Origin of the sequence: Actinomyces capricornis (assembly GCF_019974135.1) — a bacterium.
Lineage (GTDB): Bacteria > Actinomycetota > Actinomycetes > Actinomycetales > Actinomycetaceae > Actinomyces > Actinomyces capricornis.
In genome coordinates this window covers 2,489,638-2,506,502 of record NZ_AP025017.1, presented here as the reverse complement: position 1 = coordinate 2,506,502, position 16,865 = coordinate 2,489,638, and the positions used below count along the sequence as shown (strand labels likewise).

The following is a 16,865-nucleotide window of genomic DNA, read 5'->3' as shown; positions in this document are numbered from 1 at the left end:
GCCGCACCAGAACCGAGCAGGCACCTACCCAAGGACCCCTGCAGGTATCGCTCCACCGTCCGCAGCCTCCCCGGGAAGGACACCTAGAAGAGACGCCAGTCCGCAGTATTCAGTTGACCATGGCTATTGTCGCCAGCAGCAACAACAGAGCCGTCAGCGCGCAGCCCTACGGTATGCGCGCCGCCTGCAGCGATGGCTACGACATCCGTCCACGTAGAGACATCGCACTGCCCGCGTTCGGAACTTCCCGCGGCGACAACAGTTCCATCGTGGTGCAGCCCTACACTGAAGCGCCATCCCGCAGCAACCTCCGCTACATCCCGCCAGCCCTGCACATTGCATTGCCCATGGTTGTTCCAGCCGCAAGCTCGAACAGTTCCGTCAGCACCGAGGCCCACTGTGTGCGATTTCCCAGTGTTGCGGGAGATGTGCACACATCCAGCAGCGACATCAACAATATCTCGCCACGTCGATGTCCTGCATTCACCAGCGGTATTTGCTCCAACAGCGATCACTGTGCCATCAGCCTGCACACCGACTGTATGTCGACTGCCTACAGCAATCACATGGCGAGACACGTCAATCGTCCCCCTACAACACAACATCGATTCGTGCCGCCTGAAGCAGGTGGCCTGGCCGATGCCGGCCAAGAGCCGGCCTCACCGCGGATAGAAGGGGCAGGAGCGGAGCGGGCGGCTCAGCCGCGGCGCCAGCCCGAGGCGCGCTGCCCGGCCACCCAGGCGGCCACCTGGGTGCGCCGTTGGAGGCCCATCTTGGCCAGCAGGGAGGTGATGTGGTTCTTCACCGTCTTCTCCGCCACGCCCAGGCGCTCGCCGATCTCCCGGTTGGACAGGCCGTCGCCGATGAGCTCCAGGACCTTGCGCTCGGCATTGGTCAGGTCGGCGGTGGGGTCGTCGTGGTCGGCGCGGCGGCGGGTGACGGTGCGCTCATCGAGCAGGACCCGGCCGGAGGCCACGGCCCGCACGACGTCGCTGATCTCGGCGCCGTGGACGGTCTTGAGCAGGTAGGCGCGGGCGCCGGCCTCCAGGGCCTCGGCCAGGGCCTCGTCGTCGTCGAAGGAGGTCAGCACGATGGGCATGGCCTCGGGCACCAACTCCCCCAGCTCGTGCATGAGCTCGATGCCGGTGCCGTCGGGCAGCTGGAGGTCGACGAGGATGACGTCGGGGCGCACGAGCTCAGCGCGGCGCACCGCCTCGGCCCGTGAGCCGGCCTCGGCCACGACATCCAGGCCGTCGGCCCTGTCGATGATCTCGGCGATCCCGCGGCGGACGATCTCATGGTCGTCCACGATCATGACGCGGACGTGGTCCGCGGACAGGGCGTTCGGCATGGCCCGAAGACTACCAGCGCTGGGGCCCCGCCGGGGACCAACGTCACAAATCCCGGGGGTCGTCGGCGCGGCCCGGAAGCCGGTGGGGATCGGCGGGCGGTCGTGCCGAGCAGAGCAGCCGCCCCGGGCCCGGAATGCGAGCCCGGGGGGCGGATAGCGACTGCGGGGTCATCGCACTGTGCACCCCGGACTCGCATACTGCCGTCAGGCTCAGGCCAGGGACCACCCAGCGCTCAGGGCGCCAGGATCGCCATGCATGGGGTGCGCGAGGCCGCCGTGGGCCGGCCGCCCTCAGGAGCGGGAGGCACGACGGCGGGGCTCCCCCATCAGGCGCGGCCGGGTCTGGCAGCGGGGGCAGAAGGTGTGGGAGCGTCCGCCGACGACCTCGGTGCGCAGCGGCGCCTGGCAGCGGCGGCAGGGCAGGCCGGCGCGCCCGTAGACGGCCAGCTCGCGGGCGAAGTACCCGGCGGCCCCCTCAGCATCCACGTACAGGGCATCGAAGCTGGTCCCGCCCACCGCCAGGGCCCGGCGCATCACCTGGGCGACCGACTCCAGGAGGCGCTCGCTCACCCGCGGGCCCAGTGCCCTGCCCGGGCGCAGGCCGTGGATGCCCGCGCCCCACAGGCCCTCATCGGCGTAGATATTGCCCACGCCCGAGACGATCCCCTGGTCCAGCAGCAGGGACTTGACCGCGCGCCGCGAGGCCCGCATCCGGGCGATGGCACCACGGCGGTCCAGGGCCTCATCGAGCAGGTCCCGGGCGATATGGGCGGCCCCCGCGGGAAGCAGCGGCACCCGGTCCCCCACTCCCCCGGGCGCACCGTCCACGGTGGGGACCAGGTCGCTGGCCCACAGGCCGCCGAGCATGCGCTGGTCCACCAGGTCCAGGGCCGCCCCGGTGCCGGGGTCCTGGGGCTGGGAGCTCAGGTGCAGGCGCACGCGCAGATGCCTGGGACGGACCGACAGCTCGCGCACCAGGCTCGGGGCGCGGGTGGCCGTCATATCGACCCGGGGCTCGTGCCCCGCCCCCAGGAAGGGATCGGGATCCGCCCCGCCGCCGACGGCGGGCCCCTCCCCCACCCGCTCATCGCCCGCCTGCGCAGCCCCCTGGCCGGGTCCTGGGGCGCCGGTTCCGCGCACGAGGAGCTGGCCGCTCATGCCCAGGTGGGCCGACAGTGCCCGCCCATCATCCAGGGGCAGCCACAGGAACTTGCCGCGGCGCACCGCCGCGGTGATGCTCCGCCCGGTCAGCTGGTCGCAGAAGGCCTGCGGACCCCCATCCTGGCGGCGCAGGGGCCTGGGGTCGAGCACCTCGACGGCGGTGATGGTGCGCCCGGTCAGGTGCCTGGCCAGACCCGCACGGACGGACTCGACCTCCGGCAGCTCAGGCATTGCCGGCCCGCCCCCGGCCCCGGAGACCCGCCTGCCCCACCTGCTCCTGACCGGCCAGGTGGGCGCTGAGGTCGACGCGCAGGGCGTCGTTGACGCCGGGAAGGTCCAGTCCACCGTCGCCGTGGGAGGCCAGGATCGCGGCGTAGGCGGCCTCGGCGGCCTCATGCTCGGCGACCTTCTTCGATGAGCCCCGGCCCGAGCCCATGACCCTGCCATCGACGATGGCCTGGGCCGAGAAGACCCGGTGGTGGTCGGGGCCCTCACCGCTGACCTCGTAGGAGGGGGCACCCAGGCGGTGGGCGGCGGCGAGCTCCTGCAGGCTGGTCTTCCAGTCCAGTCCCGCCCCACGGGTGCGGGCCGAGTCCAGGAAGCGCGAGACCAGGCGGGTGACGACGGCCCGTACCGTCTCCAGGCCATGGGTGAGGTAGGTGGCGCCGATGAGGGCCTCAACGGTGTCGGACAGGATGGAGTCCTTGTCCCGACCGCCCGAGAGCGCCTCACCCTTGCCCAGCTTGATGAACTCACCCAGGCCCAGGTCGCGCGCCACGGCCGCCAGGGCCGGCTCGGAGACCGTGGCGGCCCGCATCTTGGCCAGCTGCCCCTCGGGGACCTCGGGGTGAGTGCGGTAGAGGTGCTCGGTGACGATGATGCCCAGCACCGAGTCCCCCAGGAACTCCAGGCGCTCGTTGGTGGGCAGGCCGCCGTTCTCATTGGCCCAGGAGCGGTGGGTCAGGGCCAGCTCCAGCAGCGCTGCCTCGATGGTGGGGCCCCAGCGGTAGACCAGCACCTCGGTGTCGGTGCGCGCCGGTGGGGCGCTGCGGCGCCGGGCCATCACACGCCCTCGTCCCGGTGCGGCCCACCCTGATCGGGCCCCCCGCCGGGACCGTCGCCCGCAGCGCCCTCGGCGTCGCCGGCCCCAGGCCCGGGGCCCGCGGAGCCGGTGGCCTGGTCCATGAATCCGGCCAGGGCCGCCCAGCGGGGGTCGATGACCTCATGGTGGTGATCGGCGGGCAGGTCCTCCATGCGCTCACCGCACTCGGGGCACAGCCCGGGGCACTCGGGGCGGCACAGCGGCCGCAGGGGCAGGGTGGGGATGATGGCGTCGCGCAGGGCAGGCTCCAGGTCCAGGGTGGTCTCCCCCAGCTCCAGCAGGTCCTCGGCCTCCTCATCGCCCTGGGCGCGCTGGGCCTCGATGGCCTCGGGCAGGAAGTAGAGCTCATCGATGCTCACGGTGCGCTCCTCATCGAGGTCGCGCAGGCAGCGCACGCACTCGCCATGGATCCGGCACTGGGCCCGGGCCTGGGCCAGGACCCCCTCATCCATGGAGGTCAGGGTGACCTCGATATCCAGGTCGCTGCCCTCGGGCACGCCGATGACCTCATTGCCCAACTGGGCGGGCGCCGGCGTGCTCAGGTGCAGGCTCTTGACCGAGCCCGCGGGGCGGGGCAGGTCCACGATGTCGATGACCAGTCCGGGCATGTCTCCTCCGCTGGATGCGTGGTGGGCGGTGGGGCGGGGCGTTCAGCGCAGGGGGCCGGGGTCGACCGACCAGTTCGCCCGGCGGCGCACGGGCTCCTGGACCTCTCCGACGGCGGGCTGGGACAGCGGCTCGCCCTCCCAGGTCTCCAGGCGCGCGGCCAGGACCTCCCGGCCGGCACGGACCTGCTCGGCGATCTTGGCCACCTCCTCCTCCAGGGCCGCCAGGGCCTTGTCGGAGTACTCCTCGGCCCCGTGGCGCAGGGCGGAGGCCTTGTCCTCGGCGGCGGCGATGATGGCGTCGGCGCGGTCATTGGCCATGCGCACGATGTTCTCCCCGGCCACGAGGCGCTCAGCCTCCTGGTGGGCGTGGGTGACCAGCCGCTCGGACTCCTCGCGCCCCTGGGCCAGGACGGCGTCGGCGTCGGCGACGATCTCCTCGGCCCGGTGCACCGCGGTGGGCACGGAGCGGCGGGCCCGGGCGATGAGCTCCTGGGCGGCCTCGCGGTTGACGATGGCTGAGGCACTCATGGGCATGGAGCGGGCCGAGGCGATGAGCTCGTCGAGCTCATCGAGGATCCTCAGCAGGTCATCTCCGGCATCACGACTGGTCGTCACGGTTCTTCCTCTCGATTCGCGGGGTTCAGGGTACCTGGTGGCCCTGACGGCGCGCCGTGGCCCGGGCCAGGCCCTGGGCGACGACGGGGGGCACGAGGCCCGAGACATCCCCCCCGTGGGCGGCGACCTCCTTGACCAGGGAGGAGGAGATGTGGGCGTGGGCGGGAGCTGCCGTCAGGAAGACGGTCTCAGGAGCCCCCAGGTCCCGGTTGAGCAGGGCCATGGGCAGCTCGGCGTCCAGGTCGCTCCCGCTGCGCAGCCCCTTGACGATGGCCGAGGCACCGCGCGAGCGGCAGTAGTCGGCCAGCAGGCCGGGGACCAGGTCGACCTCCACGCCCGCCAGGCCGGCGGTGGCCCGGCGGGCCAGGTCCAGGCGGTCCTCGGCGCTGAGCAGGTGGCGGCCCGCCTTGGAGGTGTTGTGCGCCACGGCGATGACGACGGTTCCGAACAGGGCGGCGGCGCGGGTGGCGATATCGAGGTGCCCCAGGGTCAGGGGGTCGAAGCTCCCGGGGTAGACGGCCAGACTCATGGGCTCACGGTAGCGGCGCGATGCGCGCCACCGCGGGACGCACGCCGGGATCACGCGGGGATCACACGCCCACTGCGCCCCTCCGCGCGCCCGTGCGCCGTACCCGCCCACCGCATCCGCCCACCGCGCGATAGCCGTGGGTGAGGGCCGCTGCGGGTAGGGTCGGTTCATGACCAGGATCGTGGCGGGCAGCGCCGGGGGGCGCAGTATCGAGGTGCCGCGCACCGGCACGCGCCCCACCTCCGAGAGGGTCCGCGAGGCGCTGTTCGCCCGGCTGGAGCACTACGGGGTCATCGAGGATGCGCGCGTGCTCGACCTGTGCGCGGGCTCGGGAGCCCTGGGCCTGGAGGCCGCCAGCCGCGGAGCCGCCGAGGTGACACTGGTGGACTCGGCCCGCGCAGCCGTCCAGGCCTGTCAGCGCAATGCCAGGGCGCTGGGGCTGCGGGGCGTGCGCGCCGTGGGGGCCAAGGCCGCCTCCTACCTGGCGGGCCCCGCCGGGGCCCCGATCGACCTGGTTCTGCTCGACCCGCCCTACGACATGGGCCAGGCCGACCTGGAGGCCATCCTCACCCCCCTGGTGCGGGATCAGGACCCGTGGCTGGCCCCCGGCTCGGTGGTGGTGGTCGAGCGCTCCTCGCGCACCCCCGAGCCGACCTGGCCCCCCGGGCTCGGCCGCTTCTCCTCCAAGAGGTACGGCGAGACCCTCCTGTGGTTCGCCGAGCCCGAGGCCCCCTGAGGCCCGCGCCCCACCGGCAGCCTCCACCATCCCCCGGACCAGGCCTCTAGGAGCGCTCCAGGTAGGCCTGGGACTCCTCATCGAGGCGCTCGGCGATGGCGGCCGCGAGCGCGCGGTGCTCATGGAGCTCGGGGTCGGCTGCGACGATTCTCTCGGCCTGGCGCCGGGCGGTGGCGATGAGCTCGGCGTCGCGGGTCACGCGCAGCAGGTCCAGCCCGGAGACACGCCCCGACTGGGAGGCCCCCAGGACGTCGCCCTCGGCGCGCAGTTCCAGGTCGGCCTCGGCCAGGGCGAAGCCGTCGGTGGTCGAGGCGAAGGCCTTGAGGCGGTGGAAGGCGGGGCTGCCGACCTGGGCACCGGTGACGGCGGTGCACAGGGACTCGCGCCGGCCGCGGCCCACGCGCCCGCGCAGCTGGTGGAGCTGGGACAGGCCGAAGCGCTCGGCGTCCAGGATGACCATCATGGAGGCCTCGGCGACGTCGACGCCGACCTCGATGACGGTGGTGGCCACCAGGACGGGGGTGCGCCCCGAGGCGAAGGCCTCCATGGCCTCCTCCTTCTGGGCGCTGGTCATCCTGCCGGTGAGGGTGGCCACGCCGATGCCCTCCAGAGCGGGCTCGGCGCGCAGGCGCTCGGCCCAGTCCTCGACGGCGGCCAGGGGCCGGGCGGGGCGGGGCCCCCCATCATCCCGGCCGTCCCCGGGCGCACCGGCGTCCCTGCCCGGGGCCGGACCGGTCCCGGCCCCCCGCTCCTCCTGGTCCGGGTCGTCCTGCCCGGCGTCGATGCGCGGGCAGACCACGTAGACGCGCCCACCGGCGGCCACCTCCCGGGCGGCGCGCCGCCAGATGCCGGCCACCCAGGTGCTGCGCTCCCAGGGCACCAGGTGGGTGGTCACGGGGCTGCGGCCGGCGGGCACCTCGTCGAGCACGCAGGTGGCCAGGTCCCCGAAGACGGTCATGGCGATGGTGCGCGGAATAGGGGTGGCGGTCATCACCAGCAGGTGGGGGGTGTGGCGCTGGCCGGTGACCGGGTCGGAGGCCCCGCCGCGCTCGCGCAGGGCGTCGCGCTGGGCCACGCCGAAGCGGTGCTGCTCATCGACCACGACCAGCCCCAGGAAGGGGATCTGGACGGTGTCGGACAGCAGGGCGTGGGTGCCCACGACAATGGCCCCCTGCCCGCCCGCCAGGTCGGCCAGGATGGCGCGGCGCTGGGCGGCGGGGGTCGAGCCGGTCAGCAGGTGGATGCGGGTGGCGCGCTCGGCCCCGCCGAGCATGCCCGCCTGGCCCAGGGGCCCGAGCATGGCGCGCAGGGAGTCGCAGTGCTGGGCGGCCAGGACCTCGGTGGGGGCCAGGAGGGCGGCCTGCCCGCCATCGCCCACCACCTGGAGCATGGCGCGCAGGGCCACCACGGTCTTGCCCGAGCCGACGTCGCCCTGGAGGAGGCGCTGCATGGGCACGGTGCTGGCCAGCTCGGCGGCGAGCCGGTCCCCGACCCGCTGCTGGCCGGCGGTCAGCTCGAAGGGCAGGGCGGCGTCCAGGTCGGCGCGCAGGGAGTCGGGCCCGGGCAGGGGCCAGGCCACGGCGGTGCGGGTGGCCTCGTGGCGGGCGCGGCGCTGGGCCAGGGCGACCTGGAGGACGAGGGCCTCCTCGTGGCGCAGGCGGGCGCGGGCGGCGCGCCACTGGTGGGCGTCCTGGGGGCGGTGGGCCCACTGGTAGGCGGTCAGGGCGTCGATGAGCCCGGCCCGGCGGCGGATGTCCTCGGGCAGGGGCTCGGGCACGTCCTGGGGGTCGAGCTGGTCCAGGACGGTGCGCACGGCCTTGGCCACCCGCCAGGAGGGCAGGGCGTCGGTAGCGGGGTAGATGGGCAGGGGGCGGGCCAGAAGCGCCTCGCGCTCGGCCTGGTCGAGCTCGTCGAGGACCTGGAACCTCGGGGAGGCCAGCTGCTTGCGGCCCTGGTGCAGGCCGACCCTGCCGCTGAGCAGGACGGTGGTGCCGGCCCTGAGCTGCTCGGCGCTGGCCTTCATCTGGCCCGGGGAGCCGAAGAGGACCATGCCCATGGTCGAGGCGCCGTCGGTGACGGTGGCCTCCATGAGGGCCGGCGGGCGCCCGGAGCGGGTGCGGCGCGAGGCCGAGCGCACCACCTGGGCCTGGATGGTGGCCTGCTCGCCGTCCTTGAGCGCGCTCAGGTCGGTCAACTCCCCCCAGGCCTCATAGCGCCGGGGCAGGTGGCGCAGGAGGTCGGCCCCGGTGCTCAGGCCCTGGGCGGCCAGCTGCTTGGCGGTGGCCTTGCCCACGAGCCGCTCCAGGGGGCGGTCCAGCAGGGGCACGGCTCCGCGGGGCGCGGGCCCCGGCCCTGCGGGGGCGCTGGAGGCTGGGGGTGGTGTCATGCGAGGTGGCTGCGGGGTAGCGGGGTGTGCGGGCGTCGTGTGCTGGCCGCGCTCCGCCACGACCGTACCGCCTGGCGGTGGCGTCGCGTCGGCTGCCGGCAGGCTACCGCACCGCGCGCCCCGGGCGGCCCGCGCCACTGCGGGGCCGGCGTGCCGCGGCTGGTCGAGGGCGGCTGCTCGTTCTCGACGGCGATGGCGCGACCACTCGCGCGACTACTCGATGGCGATGAGGACGTCGGGGGCCTCCTGGCCTCCGGCGTGGACGGCGACCTCCATCCCCCTGGTGGCCCCCGCGGCGCCGGCGGACAGGAGGCCCACGTCGCTGCTGGCGTGGCGGCCGGTGATGACGGTGAGGAGCTCGTCGTCGGGGCGCAGGGCCGAGGCGATGGCCCGGGCCACGGCCTCGGGCTCGGCCTGCGCCCCGCTCAGGCCGATGGTGCGCAGCCTGGCAGCGGCCCTCCAGGCGCGGCGGGCCAGGTCGGAGACCTCGGCCTCCCCCGAGCACCCGGCCACGGCGACGGCGGCGGCCAGGACGCGGGCCTCGTCGTCGGTGTCGCACACGAGCAGCTGGATGCCCTCGGGCTGGTGGGGGTCGTTCTGCCCAGACCCGCGCCCGGCCGCAGTGCGGCCCGGGACGGCGGGGCGGCTCACCGAGGCGGCGGCCGAGCGGGCCGCCAGGACGCGGGCGGCCTCGTGGGCGGCCTCGGTGCAGGCAGGGTCGCAGGGCAGCACGATCGCCTGGGGGGCGCCCAGGTCCCCGGCCGCGCGCATGATCCCGTCGCGGTCGGGGTCCAGGACGACGGCGGCGCCCGAGCGGGCCAGCTGCTCGATGAGGCCCGGGGCCCGGGTGCAGGCGATGACGCCCACCCGCTGGTCGCGGGCGGGGGCAGAGGGGCTGTGGGCCGCTGCCCGGGCGGCGGCCGGGGTCGGGCCGGCCGGCCTGGGCATGGCCGCCTGGGAGGGGTGGGTGCGCACGGAGTGGGCCTTGCGCTCGGCCCTGCGGGCGGCCAGGCGCTCGAAGGACACCACGTGCCCTGCGGCCCCGGAGGATCGCGGCCCCCAGGGGGAGGGCGGCTCGTCGGTGGCCACCACCAGGGCGGTGGGGTGGAGGTGGTGGATGCAGATCTGGCGGGCGCGGCCCTGGCGGGGCAGGGCCGCGCGGGGGGCGTCGGTGTGGACGTGGACCTGGTAGAGGCCCACGCCCAGGGCGTCGGGAGTGCCCACGACGCCCACCGAGTCGCCCAGGGCCTCCAGGTCGTGGCGCAGCTGCTCGGCCTGCGCGGCGGTGGCCTCCAGCAGGTACATGACCTCGAACTCGCCGGTGGAGATGCCCCGGGCCGCTGAGGCCGGGCCGTGCAGGGCTCCGCCCTCGGCCAGGTCGGCGAGCATCTGGCGGGCCACCGCCGTGTAGGGGGCCCGCGCCCACAGGCCGGCGCGCCCGCGGCCGCCCTGGGGCTGGGCACCGGCCTCAAGGGTGGTCTCAAGGGGGGCCTCAAGGGTGTCGGACAGGCAGGTCAGCAGGAGCATGAAGGCCGCCCCGCCGGCGTCCACCGGTCCGTGCCCCAGTCCGGCGGTCTCCACCACCGACTCCTGGGCGCCCAGGGCCGCGGCCGAGGCGATGGAGCCGGCCGTGGCCGGGGCTCCGGGTGCGGGCTCCTCCATGGCGGCCCTGGCCGCTGCGGCGGCGTCGCGGGCCACGCTCAGCAGGGTGCCGGTCACAGGGCGGGAGATCGCCGCCCAGGTGGTGGAGGCCATGCGCTCATAGGCGGCCACGAGCTCGACGGGGCGCAGCCGCGAGGGGTCGGGGGCCTGCGCGCAGATATCCGCCAGGGCGGCCAGGGCCTGGGAGATGAGCAGTCCGGAGTTGCCGCGGGCCCCCCTGACGGCGCCGTCGGCGGCGGCGCGGGAGACCTGGGCGGCGTCGGCGGCGCGGGGCAGGTGGACCAGTGCGTCGCAGGCCGAGCGCAGGGTCAGCAGCACATTGGTTCCGGTGTCGGCGTCGGGCACCGGGAAGACGTTGAGGGAGTCCACCAGGTCGCGCACCTCGGCGGCCACATCCTCGGCCAGGGCCAACCAGCGGCGCAGCACGGCCCCATCGATAGCCTCGGGCACAGCACGGGGCGGGACCGGGCCGTTTCCATCAGGCTGGGCCATCACCGCCTCCTTCTCATTGAGATCTGTGCCGGGTACCGGGCCGGAGCCGAATCCCCGGATATTCAGGCTACCCGGTAGATTCTCGCTTGTCCCATCGGGGCTGGTCAGTGCCGCAGGCCCGCCGAGCCCTTCATGTGCCTGAGCACACGCCCTTCGCGCTTGGGGGCGCTCGGTGGCGTCCGCTATTGTATGCGGGTTGCCCGGTGCGCCTCTGCGCTGGGTGGTGGACCTAGCGCCGGGCCGGTCGGCTCGAGTGCTCAAGCATTGAAGATCAGGAGTGAAACCGTGGCTGCTGTGTGCGACGTCTGCGGCAAGGGCCCCATCTTCGGCAAGAGCGTCTCGCACTCCCACGTGCGGACCAACCGCCGGTGGAACCCGAACATCCAGCGCGTGCGTGCTCTCGTGGACGGTGCTCCCAAGCGCCTCAACGTGTGCACGTCCTGCCTCAAGGCCGGGAAGGTGACGCGCAACATCTGAGCGCGCCCGCATCCGACTGGCAGCACAAGGCCGCCGCCTCAGCCCGAGGCCAGCGGCCTTCGTCGCGTCCGGGAGGCACGCCCGACCACGGCGCTCCCCGGCCTCAACTCACCCCCGGGGCTCGGGCGGGGGCGGCAGGGGCCGCATGAAGCACACCGTCCCCTCCTGATCGGCGCTGACCAGGCCCACCGAGCGGTAGAAGGCCTCAGTGGCCTCATCGGCGTCGGTGAGCAGCTGGAACTGGCGCACATGGGAGAAGCGATCCAGGGCGGCGCGCAGCAGCATCGTGCCCAGGCCCCGGCGCTGGGCCTCGGGGCGCACAAGCAGATCCTGGAGCCAGGCGATGCTCACGTCGTCGCCCACGACGCGCACCAGGCCGAGCAGGCGCGCCGTTCCCGCCTCCCGCAGCGCGCACACCCACAGGCTGGCGCGCACCGCCTCCTCCAGGCGCTCGGGGTCCTGGGTGTAGGGGCGCCACCCCACCGAGTCGTAGAGCTCGACCAGCTCCTGGCGGCCGGGGACCGCCTGCTCCTGGTAGGTCTCGATGCTCATGGCCGCCTCCGGTCCTTCTGCGGGCGGCCCACGGCGGCCACCGCCCTCATCCTGCCAGATGCTGCCGGAGCCGGCACGGGCGGGAGGCGCCCACGGGCCCGCGCCCCGACCGATCAGCCGAAGTGGTCCCAGCCGGCACCCAGGTCCGGCTCGGCGCCGCCGATGAGGACGCGGGCACGGCCCGGCCCCTGCGCCGGGCGCACTGAGCCGATGACGCGGGCGCCTGCCGGCAGGCCACCCACCGCCTCGGGTGGCACGGTGGCCAGCAGCCCGTGGTCCTCTCCCCCGGTGAGCACCCAGCGACGGGCCAGGGCGCGCGGATCGGGCCCACTCGGGCTCCCCGCGGCCGCCCGCAGGCCGGCCAGCTCGACCGCCACGGGCTCCAGCAGCGCCAGGTCCTGCGCCAGGGCCCCCTCGACCGGCTCATCGAGGTCGAGGACCACGCCCGAGGCCCGGGCGATGCGCCCGGCATCGCGCAGCAGGGAGTCCGAGACATCCATCATCGCGTGCGCCCCGCAGGCGGCCAGGGCCGGGCCCGCGGCCAGCGGCGGCCGGGGGGCGCGGAAGACCTCCACGCACTGGCGCGCCCCAGGGCTCAGGGCCGTCTCAGCGCCCCCGTCGGCGGCGCCCGCATCCAGGAGTGCCAGGCCCGCCGCGCTGCGGCCCAGGGTGCCCACGTGCACGACGGCGTCGCCGGCCCTGGCGCCCCTGCGCAGCACCGGGGCCCGCCCCTCCAGGTCGCCCAGGACGGTCACGGCGACCACCAGGGACTCCCCGGCGCTCAGGTCTCCGCCGACCACCCCGGCCCCGCAGGGCGCGCAGCCCTCGGCCAGGCCGGCGGCGAGATCCTCCACCCAGGCGGAGGCCGTGGAGGGCGGCAGGACCAGCCCCACCACCAGGGCCGTGGGCCGGGCGCCCATGGCGGCGGCGTCGGCGAGGTTCTGGGCGGCCGCCCGCCGCCCCACATCCCGGCCGGTGGACCAGCCGGTGCGGAAGTGGTGGCCCTCGACCAGCACATCGGTGCTCACCGCCACCCGCGCATCGGGCTGGGCCAGCACCGCGCAGTCATCGCCGCTGCCCACCAGCTCGCCGGGGGCGTGGGGAAGCCGTGGGGCGATGAGCGCCAGCAGACCCTCCTCGCCCAGATCGGCCACCGTCCGGGCGGAGGGGTCCTCAGCGGTTGACATCCGTGGAGCGCTCCAGGGCCAGCTCGATGAGCTCGGTGACCAGGGCGGTGTAGTCCAGTCCCGAGACCTGCCACATGTAGGGGTACATGGAGAAGGGGGTGAAGCCCGGCATGGTGTTGACCTCATTGACCACAGCCCGCCCCTGAGGGGTCAGGAAGAAGTCCACGCGGGTCAGGCCCTCGGCCCCCAGGGCCTCGAAGGCCCGGGCGGCGGTGTCCATGACCAGCTCGCGCTCCTGGGGGCCGATGCGGGCCGGGCAGACCATGGCCACGGCATCGTGGGCCAGGTACTTGGTCTCGTAGTCGTAGAACTCCCCCGCCCCCTGGGAGGCGTCCATGACGATCTCGCCGGGCTCGGCCACCCGGGGCGCGGCCCCATGGCGGCCCTGGAGGACGGCCACCTCGATCTCGCGTCCCTCGATGCCCGACTCCACCAGCACCTTGGGGTCGACCTCCCGCGCCGCCTCGATGGCGGCCGCCAGGTCCCCGCCCCGCTCCACCCGGGTGATGCCCAGGGAGGAGCCGGCGCGGGCCGGCTTGACGAACAGCGGGTAGTCCAGCGCCTGGCAGGCCTCCAGGATCCGCTCGCGCTCACCGGCCCAGCTGCGCGCGCTGATCGCCACATGCGGCGCGGTGGCGATCCCCGCCGCCCCCAGCAGCACCTTGGTCACCTGCTTGTCCATGCCCGCGGCGCTGGCCAGCACCCCGCAGCCCACGTAGGGAAGGCCCAGCATCTCAAGCATGCCCTGGATGGTGCCGTCCTCCCCGTAGGGCCCGTGCAGCAGCGGCAGGACGACGTCGACCTCCTCCAGGACCCGGGTGCCCGTGGAGGTGCTGACCCTCAGGGGCCCTCCTCCCAGCGGCGCCGACAGCTCGCCGCGCCCCAGGCCCTCGCTCGTGATCCGCACCGGGGGACGGGCGTCATTGAGCTCCAGGGCGGCGGGGTCGTCGTCGACCAGCACCCATTGGCCCTGGGGGGTGATGCCCACCGGCACCACCTCGTAGCGCTGACGGTCGATGGCCGAGAGCACTCCGGCCGCGGTGGCGCAGGAGATGGTGTGCTCGCCGCTGCGCCCGCCGAAGACGACGGCGACGCGCGGCCTGCGCGCTCTGGGAGTGCTGGTAGGAGAGGAGTCGGGGTGGTGCGTTCCTGGCATGCTCCCACGCTACCGCCTCAACTGGCCGTATTCTGACGCATCAAGCGCATCCAGCGCATGATCATTTGATTTTCAGGAGACATGATGGATCAGCAGCCCCCTGCCGCGGGCACGGCGCCCCCTCCCCGGGCGCTGCCCGACCGCCTCCTCAGGCGCCGCACCGCCCTGCCCGCCGCGGCCCTGATCCTGGGCGGTGCGGCCCTGACCGCCTGCGGGGCGAGGACCAGCCCCCCGGCCCCGACATCCGCCGCCCCGTCCCACTCCGCCCCACACCCCTCGGCCACGGGCTCGGCGACCACGACCGGGCCCGGGCAGGGCGGCCGGACAGGAGCGGTCTCGGTCGAGCCCTCCCCCGCCCCGACAACCGCGGGATCTCCGGACGGCAGCGAGACATCCACCGCCGGCGGCCAGGCCTGGGGCACGGGCTCGGAGGGCAGCCCGGCCGCAGAGGGCGCAGCGCTGATCATCACCGATGTGCGTGCGGGCACCCACGACCAGGAGGGCTACGACCGCCTGGTGGTCGAGTTCTCCGGCCAGGGCACTCCCGGCTGGCTGGCCCCGCGGTGGGCGCAGGAGGCCACGACGCCGGGCAAGGGCGAGCCCATCGAGGTCGGGGGCAGCCATCTGCTCATCATCACCGGCACCGGCGCCATCGGCGCCCCCACCCCCGAGCAGCAGGCCCGGATGCACCGCGGGCCCCTGGACCTCAGCGTCCAGGGCCCGGGCATCGCGGGGGCGCATGTGGACATGCCCTTCGAGAGCGAGTTCCAGGTGGTCCTGGGAACCGGCACCCAGGACTACCGGGTGCTGACCCTTGACGACCCCACCCGTCTGGTCATCGACGTGGCCCACCCGCCTCAGGCGGGCTGAGCCCGGCGCATCCGGCCCCGCAGACCCCTGCCCGCGCCTACTGCTGGGGGGAGGCGTGGACGCCCTCGGCCTTGCGGGGGCGGGCCAGCAGCGCGTCGGTGACCTCGGCGACACTGGCGGCGCCCTCGACGACGGCGACCACCCCCGCCGTGATCGGCATCTCCACGCCGTGGGCACTAGCCAGATCGAGCACCGCCCGGGCCGACTTGGCGCCCTCGGCCACCCCCCGGGAGGCATCGGCGGCCTGCTGGGCATCCATGCCCTGGCCCAGGTGGCGCCCGAAGGCCAGGTTGCGGCTCAGCGGCGAGGAGCAGGTGGCCACCAGGTCGCCCATGCCGGCCAGGCCCGCGAAGGTCTCGGGCCGGGCGCCCAGGGCCATGCCCAGGCGGGTGATCTCCACCAGCCCACGGGTGATGATGGTGGCCTTGGAGTTGTCCCCCAGGCCCTGGCCGCCGGCCGCCCCCACGGCCAGGGCGATGACGTTCTTGACCGCCCCGCACAGCTCGACGCCCAGGACATCGGTGTTGGTGTAGGGCCGGAAGGAGCCGGTGGCGCACCGGGCGGCCACGCGGGCCGCCACCTGGGGGTCCTGGGCGGCGATGACGGTGGCGGTGGGCTGGCCCGCGGCGATCTCGTCGGCCAGGTTGGGGCCCGAGACCACGGCCACGCGCCCGGCGTCCAGATCCAGGGCCTGGGCCAGGACCTGGCTCATACGCAGGCCCGTGCCCAGCTCGACGCCCTTCATCAGGGACACGGCCACGGCCCGGTCCGCCAGAGACCCGGCCAGGGGCGCGATGATGGCGCGGGCCTGCTGGGAGGGCAGGGCCACCACGATCAGCTCGGCGCCCTTCACCGCGGCGCCCATGTCGGTGGTCGCCCGCACCCCGGGTGGCAGGCGGTGCCCGGGGACGTAGTGCTCATTGGCCCCGGCGTTGATCTCGGCGGCGATCTCCTCGCGCCGCGCCCAGATGGTGGTGGGCGTGCCGGCCTGGGCCAGGACGGAGGCGAAGGTGGTGCCCCAGGCGCCCGAGCCGATGACGGCCGCCCGCCCAGGGGCGGGGGCGCCGACGTCGTCGGGCATGCCGGCCCCGCCAGCCGCGACGGCGGGCCCGGCCGCCGTGGTCACAGGCCCTCCCCGGGCCCGGGCTCCTGCGGCTCGGGATCGGGCCGGCGCACCCCGATCTGCCCCTTGCCCGGGTCGCCGTCGTACTTCATGTCATAGGGCCGTGGCGCCTTCTCCCCGCGCAACTGCTCGACCAGGGCGGTGATGGCGCTCATGATCTCGGCGGTGCAGGCGCGCACCGCCTCATGGTCCTGGGTGTCGGTGCCGAAGCGCGTCAGGTCCAGGGGCGGGCCGATGAGGATGCGCACATCCTTGCGGGGGAAGGGCCGCAACTTCTTGGAGTAGCCGTCGAGGATGAGGTGGGCCCCCCACTGGCCCATGGGCAGCACGGGGGCACCGGTGGCCATGGCCAGGCGGGCCGCGCCGGTCTTGCCGGTCATGGGCCACCTCAGCGGATCGCGCGAGAGGGTGCCCTCGGGGAAGACCATGATGGACTCCCCCGCGCGCAGCACCCGCTCGGCCTCGCCCAGGGAGGAGGAGGCCGCGGAGCTGGAGCGGTGGACGGGGATCTGCCCGCCCGCCCGCAGGATCGAGCCCAGCACGGGCACATCGAAGAGCGTGGATTTGGCCAGGGAGTAGACCGGGACGTCCTGGTCCACCAGGGCGCGCATCGCCGTCAGGGAGTCCAGCTCGGTGAGGTGGTTGGCCACGGCGATGAAGGCGCCCTGGGAGGGGATGTTGTCCACCCCGTCCACCCGCTGCCGGGAGACCGCCTTGAGGAAGGGGATGATCGCCCCGCGGGAGGCGAATCGGTAGAACGGGGACATGCGTCGCGTGGTGGGCACGGCCCGAAGCCTACCGGGTCCCCGGGGGCGGCGCGGCCCCGCACCCGATCCCACCCGCCCCACCAGGGGGCGG

Annotated in this window: 17 protein-coding genes; 3 read left to right on the top strand and 14 right to left on the bottom strand. The window is 74.6% G+C overall.

Annotated elements, in window-relative coordinates; translation table 11 throughout:
* Positions 1 to 83: 83 nt before the first annotated feature.
* The 7 genes from MANAM107_RS13290 to coaD form a co-directional block, all read right to left on the bottom strand.
* Positions 84 to 605 carry an RCC1 domain-containing protein gene (locus MANAM107_RS13290; RefSeq protein ID WP_223913087.1) on the bottom strand — a complete coding sequence of 174 codons (522 nt, stop codon included), beginning with the start codon at positions 603 to 605 and terminating at the stop codon, positions 84 to 86.
* Between the two features lie 92 nt (positions 606 to 697).
* The gene (locus MANAM107_RS10290) at positions 698 to 1,351 is read right to left on the bottom strand and encodes a response regulator (RefSeq protein ID WP_223908046.1); all 654 of its coding nucleotides are present in this window, start codon (positions 1,349 to 1,351) and stop codon (positions 698 to 700) included.
* A 291-nt stretch (positions 1,352 to 1,642) separates the two neighbouring features.
* On the bottom strand, positions 1,643 to 2,743 hold the full coding sequence (gene mutM / locus MANAM107_RS10285; RefSeq protein WP_223908043.1) for a bifunctional DNA-formamidopyrimidine glycosylase/DNA-(apurinic or apyrimidinic site) lyase: 1,101 nt from the start codon (positions 2,741 to 2,743) through the stop codon (positions 1,643 to 1,645).
* Complete coding sequence (gene rnc, locus MANAM107_RS10280; RefSeq protein WP_223913083.1) at positions 2,736 to 3,575, bottom strand: ribonuclease III; 840 nt, start codon at positions 3,573 to 3,575, stop codon at positions 2,736 to 2,738. Before rnc ends, mutM begins: the two co-directional genes overlap by 8 nt.
* A complete protein-coding gene (locus tag MANAM107_RS10275; RefSeq protein ID WP_223908040.1) occupies positions 3,575 to 4,222 on the bottom strand; it encodes a YceD family protein in 648 nt (215 codons plus the stop codon). Before MANAM107_RS10275 ends, rnc begins: the two co-directional genes overlap by 1 nt.
* 42 nt (positions 4,223 to 4,264) lie before the next feature.
* On the bottom strand, positions 4,265 to 4,837 hold the full coding sequence (locus tag MANAM107_RS10270; RefSeq protein ID WP_179900723.1) for an ATPase: 573 nt from the start codon (positions 4,835 to 4,837) through the stop codon (positions 4,265 to 4,267).
* 25 nt (positions 4,838 to 4,862) lie between these two features.
* Positions 4,863 to 5,366 carry a pantetheine-phosphate adenylyltransferase gene (gene coaD / locus MANAM107_RS10265; RefSeq protein WP_223908038.1) on the bottom strand — a complete coding sequence of 168 codons (504 nt, stop codon included), beginning with the start codon at positions 5,364 to 5,366 and terminating at the stop codon, positions 4,863 to 4,865.
* Positions 5,367 to 5,535: 169 nt separating this feature from the next.
* On the opposite strand from coaD, the gene rsmD reads away from it, so the two are divergent.
* Entirely contained in the window at positions 5,536 to 6,102 is a 567-nt protein-coding gene (gene rsmD, locus MANAM107_RS10260) for a 16S rRNA (guanine(966)-N(2))-methyltransferase RsmD (protein ID WP_223908035.1), read from the top strand.
* Between the two features lie 46 nt (positions 6,103 to 6,148).
* On the opposite strand, the gene MANAM107_RS10255 is transcribed toward rsmD, so the two are convergent.
* Both MANAM107_RS10255 and MANAM107_RS10250 read right to left on the bottom strand, forming a co-directional pair.
* Positions 6,149 to 8,407, bottom strand: a complete 2,259-nt coding sequence (locus tag MANAM107_RS10255; protein ID WP_223913080.1) for an ATP-dependent DNA helicase RecG — start codon at positions 8,405 to 8,407, stop codon at positions 6,149 to 6,151.
* 294 nt (positions 8,408 to 8,701) lie between these two features.
* Positions 8,702 to 10,642 carry a DAK2 domain-containing protein gene (locus MANAM107_RS10250; protein WP_223908032.1) on the bottom strand — a complete coding sequence of 647 codons (1,941 nt, stop codon included), beginning with the start codon at positions 10,640 to 10,642 and terminating at the stop codon, positions 8,702 to 8,704.
* A 285-nt stretch (positions 10,643 to 10,927) separates the two neighbouring features.
* Here MANAM107_RS10250 and rpmB point away from each other — a divergent pair, with 285 nt between their 5' ends.
* Positions 10,928 to 11,119: a 50S ribosomal protein L28 gene (gene rpmB / locus MANAM107_RS10245; protein ID WP_124933394.1), complete on the top strand. Its 192-nt coding sequence runs from the start codon at positions 10,928 to 10,930 to the stop codon at positions 11,117 to 11,119.
* A 108-nt stretch (positions 11,120 to 11,227) separates the two neighbouring features.
* Here the strand turns inward: rpmB and MANAM107_RS10240 are convergent, their stop codons facing one another.
* The 3 genes from MANAM107_RS10240 to MANAM107_RS10230 all read right to left on the bottom strand — a co-directional run bounded on the left by MANAM107_RS10240 (position 11,228) and on the right by MANAM107_RS10230 (position 14,014).
* A complete protein-coding gene (locus MANAM107_RS10240) occupies positions 11,228 to 11,671 on the bottom strand; it encodes a GNAT family N-acetyltransferase (RefSeq protein WP_223908031.1) in 444 nt (147 codons plus the stop codon).
* A 113-nt stretch (positions 11,672 to 11,784) separates the two neighbouring features.
* Positions 11,785 to 12,858 (bottom strand): thiamine-phosphate kinase, encoded by a 1,074-nt coding sequence (locus tag MANAM107_RS10235; protein WP_223908029.1) that lies wholly within the window; start codon positions 12,856 to 12,858, stop codon positions 11,785 to 11,787.
* Entirely contained in the window at positions 12,845 to 14,014 is a 1,170-nt protein-coding gene (locus MANAM107_RS10230) for a D-alanine--D-alanine ligase family protein (RefSeq protein ID WP_179900717.1), read from the bottom strand. The genes MANAM107_RS10235 and MANAM107_RS10230 overlap by 14 nt, the downstream gene beginning before the upstream one ends.
* A gap of 84 nt (positions 14,015 to 14,098) precedes the next feature.
* Between MANAM107_RS10230 and MANAM107_RS10225 the strand changes: the two genes are divergently transcribed.
* Positions 14,099 to 14,884 carry an AMIN-like domain-containing (lipo)protein gene (locus tag MANAM107_RS10225; protein ID WP_223908026.1) on the top strand — a complete coding sequence of 262 codons (786 nt, stop codon included), beginning with the start codon at positions 14,099 to 14,101 and terminating at the stop codon, positions 14,882 to 14,884.
* Positions 14,885 to 14,921: 37 nt separating this feature from the next.
* On the opposite strand, the gene MANAM107_RS10220 is transcribed toward MANAM107_RS10225, so the two are convergent.
* Positions 14,922 to 15,965, bottom strand: a complete 1,044-nt coding sequence (locus MANAM107_RS10220; RefSeq protein ID WP_223913076.1) for an NAD(P)H-dependent glycerol-3-phosphate dehydrogenase — start codon at positions 15,963 to 15,965, stop codon at positions 14,922 to 14,924.
* Between the two features lie 41 nt (positions 15,966 to 16,006).
* Positions 16,007 to 16,774, bottom strand: coding sequence for a lysophospholipid acyltransferase family protein (locus MANAM107_RS10215; protein ID WP_179900569.1), 768 nt, complete (start codon positions 16,772 to 16,774; stop codon positions 16,007 to 16,009).
* Between the last annotated feature and the right edge of the window lie 91 nt (positions 16,775 to 16,865).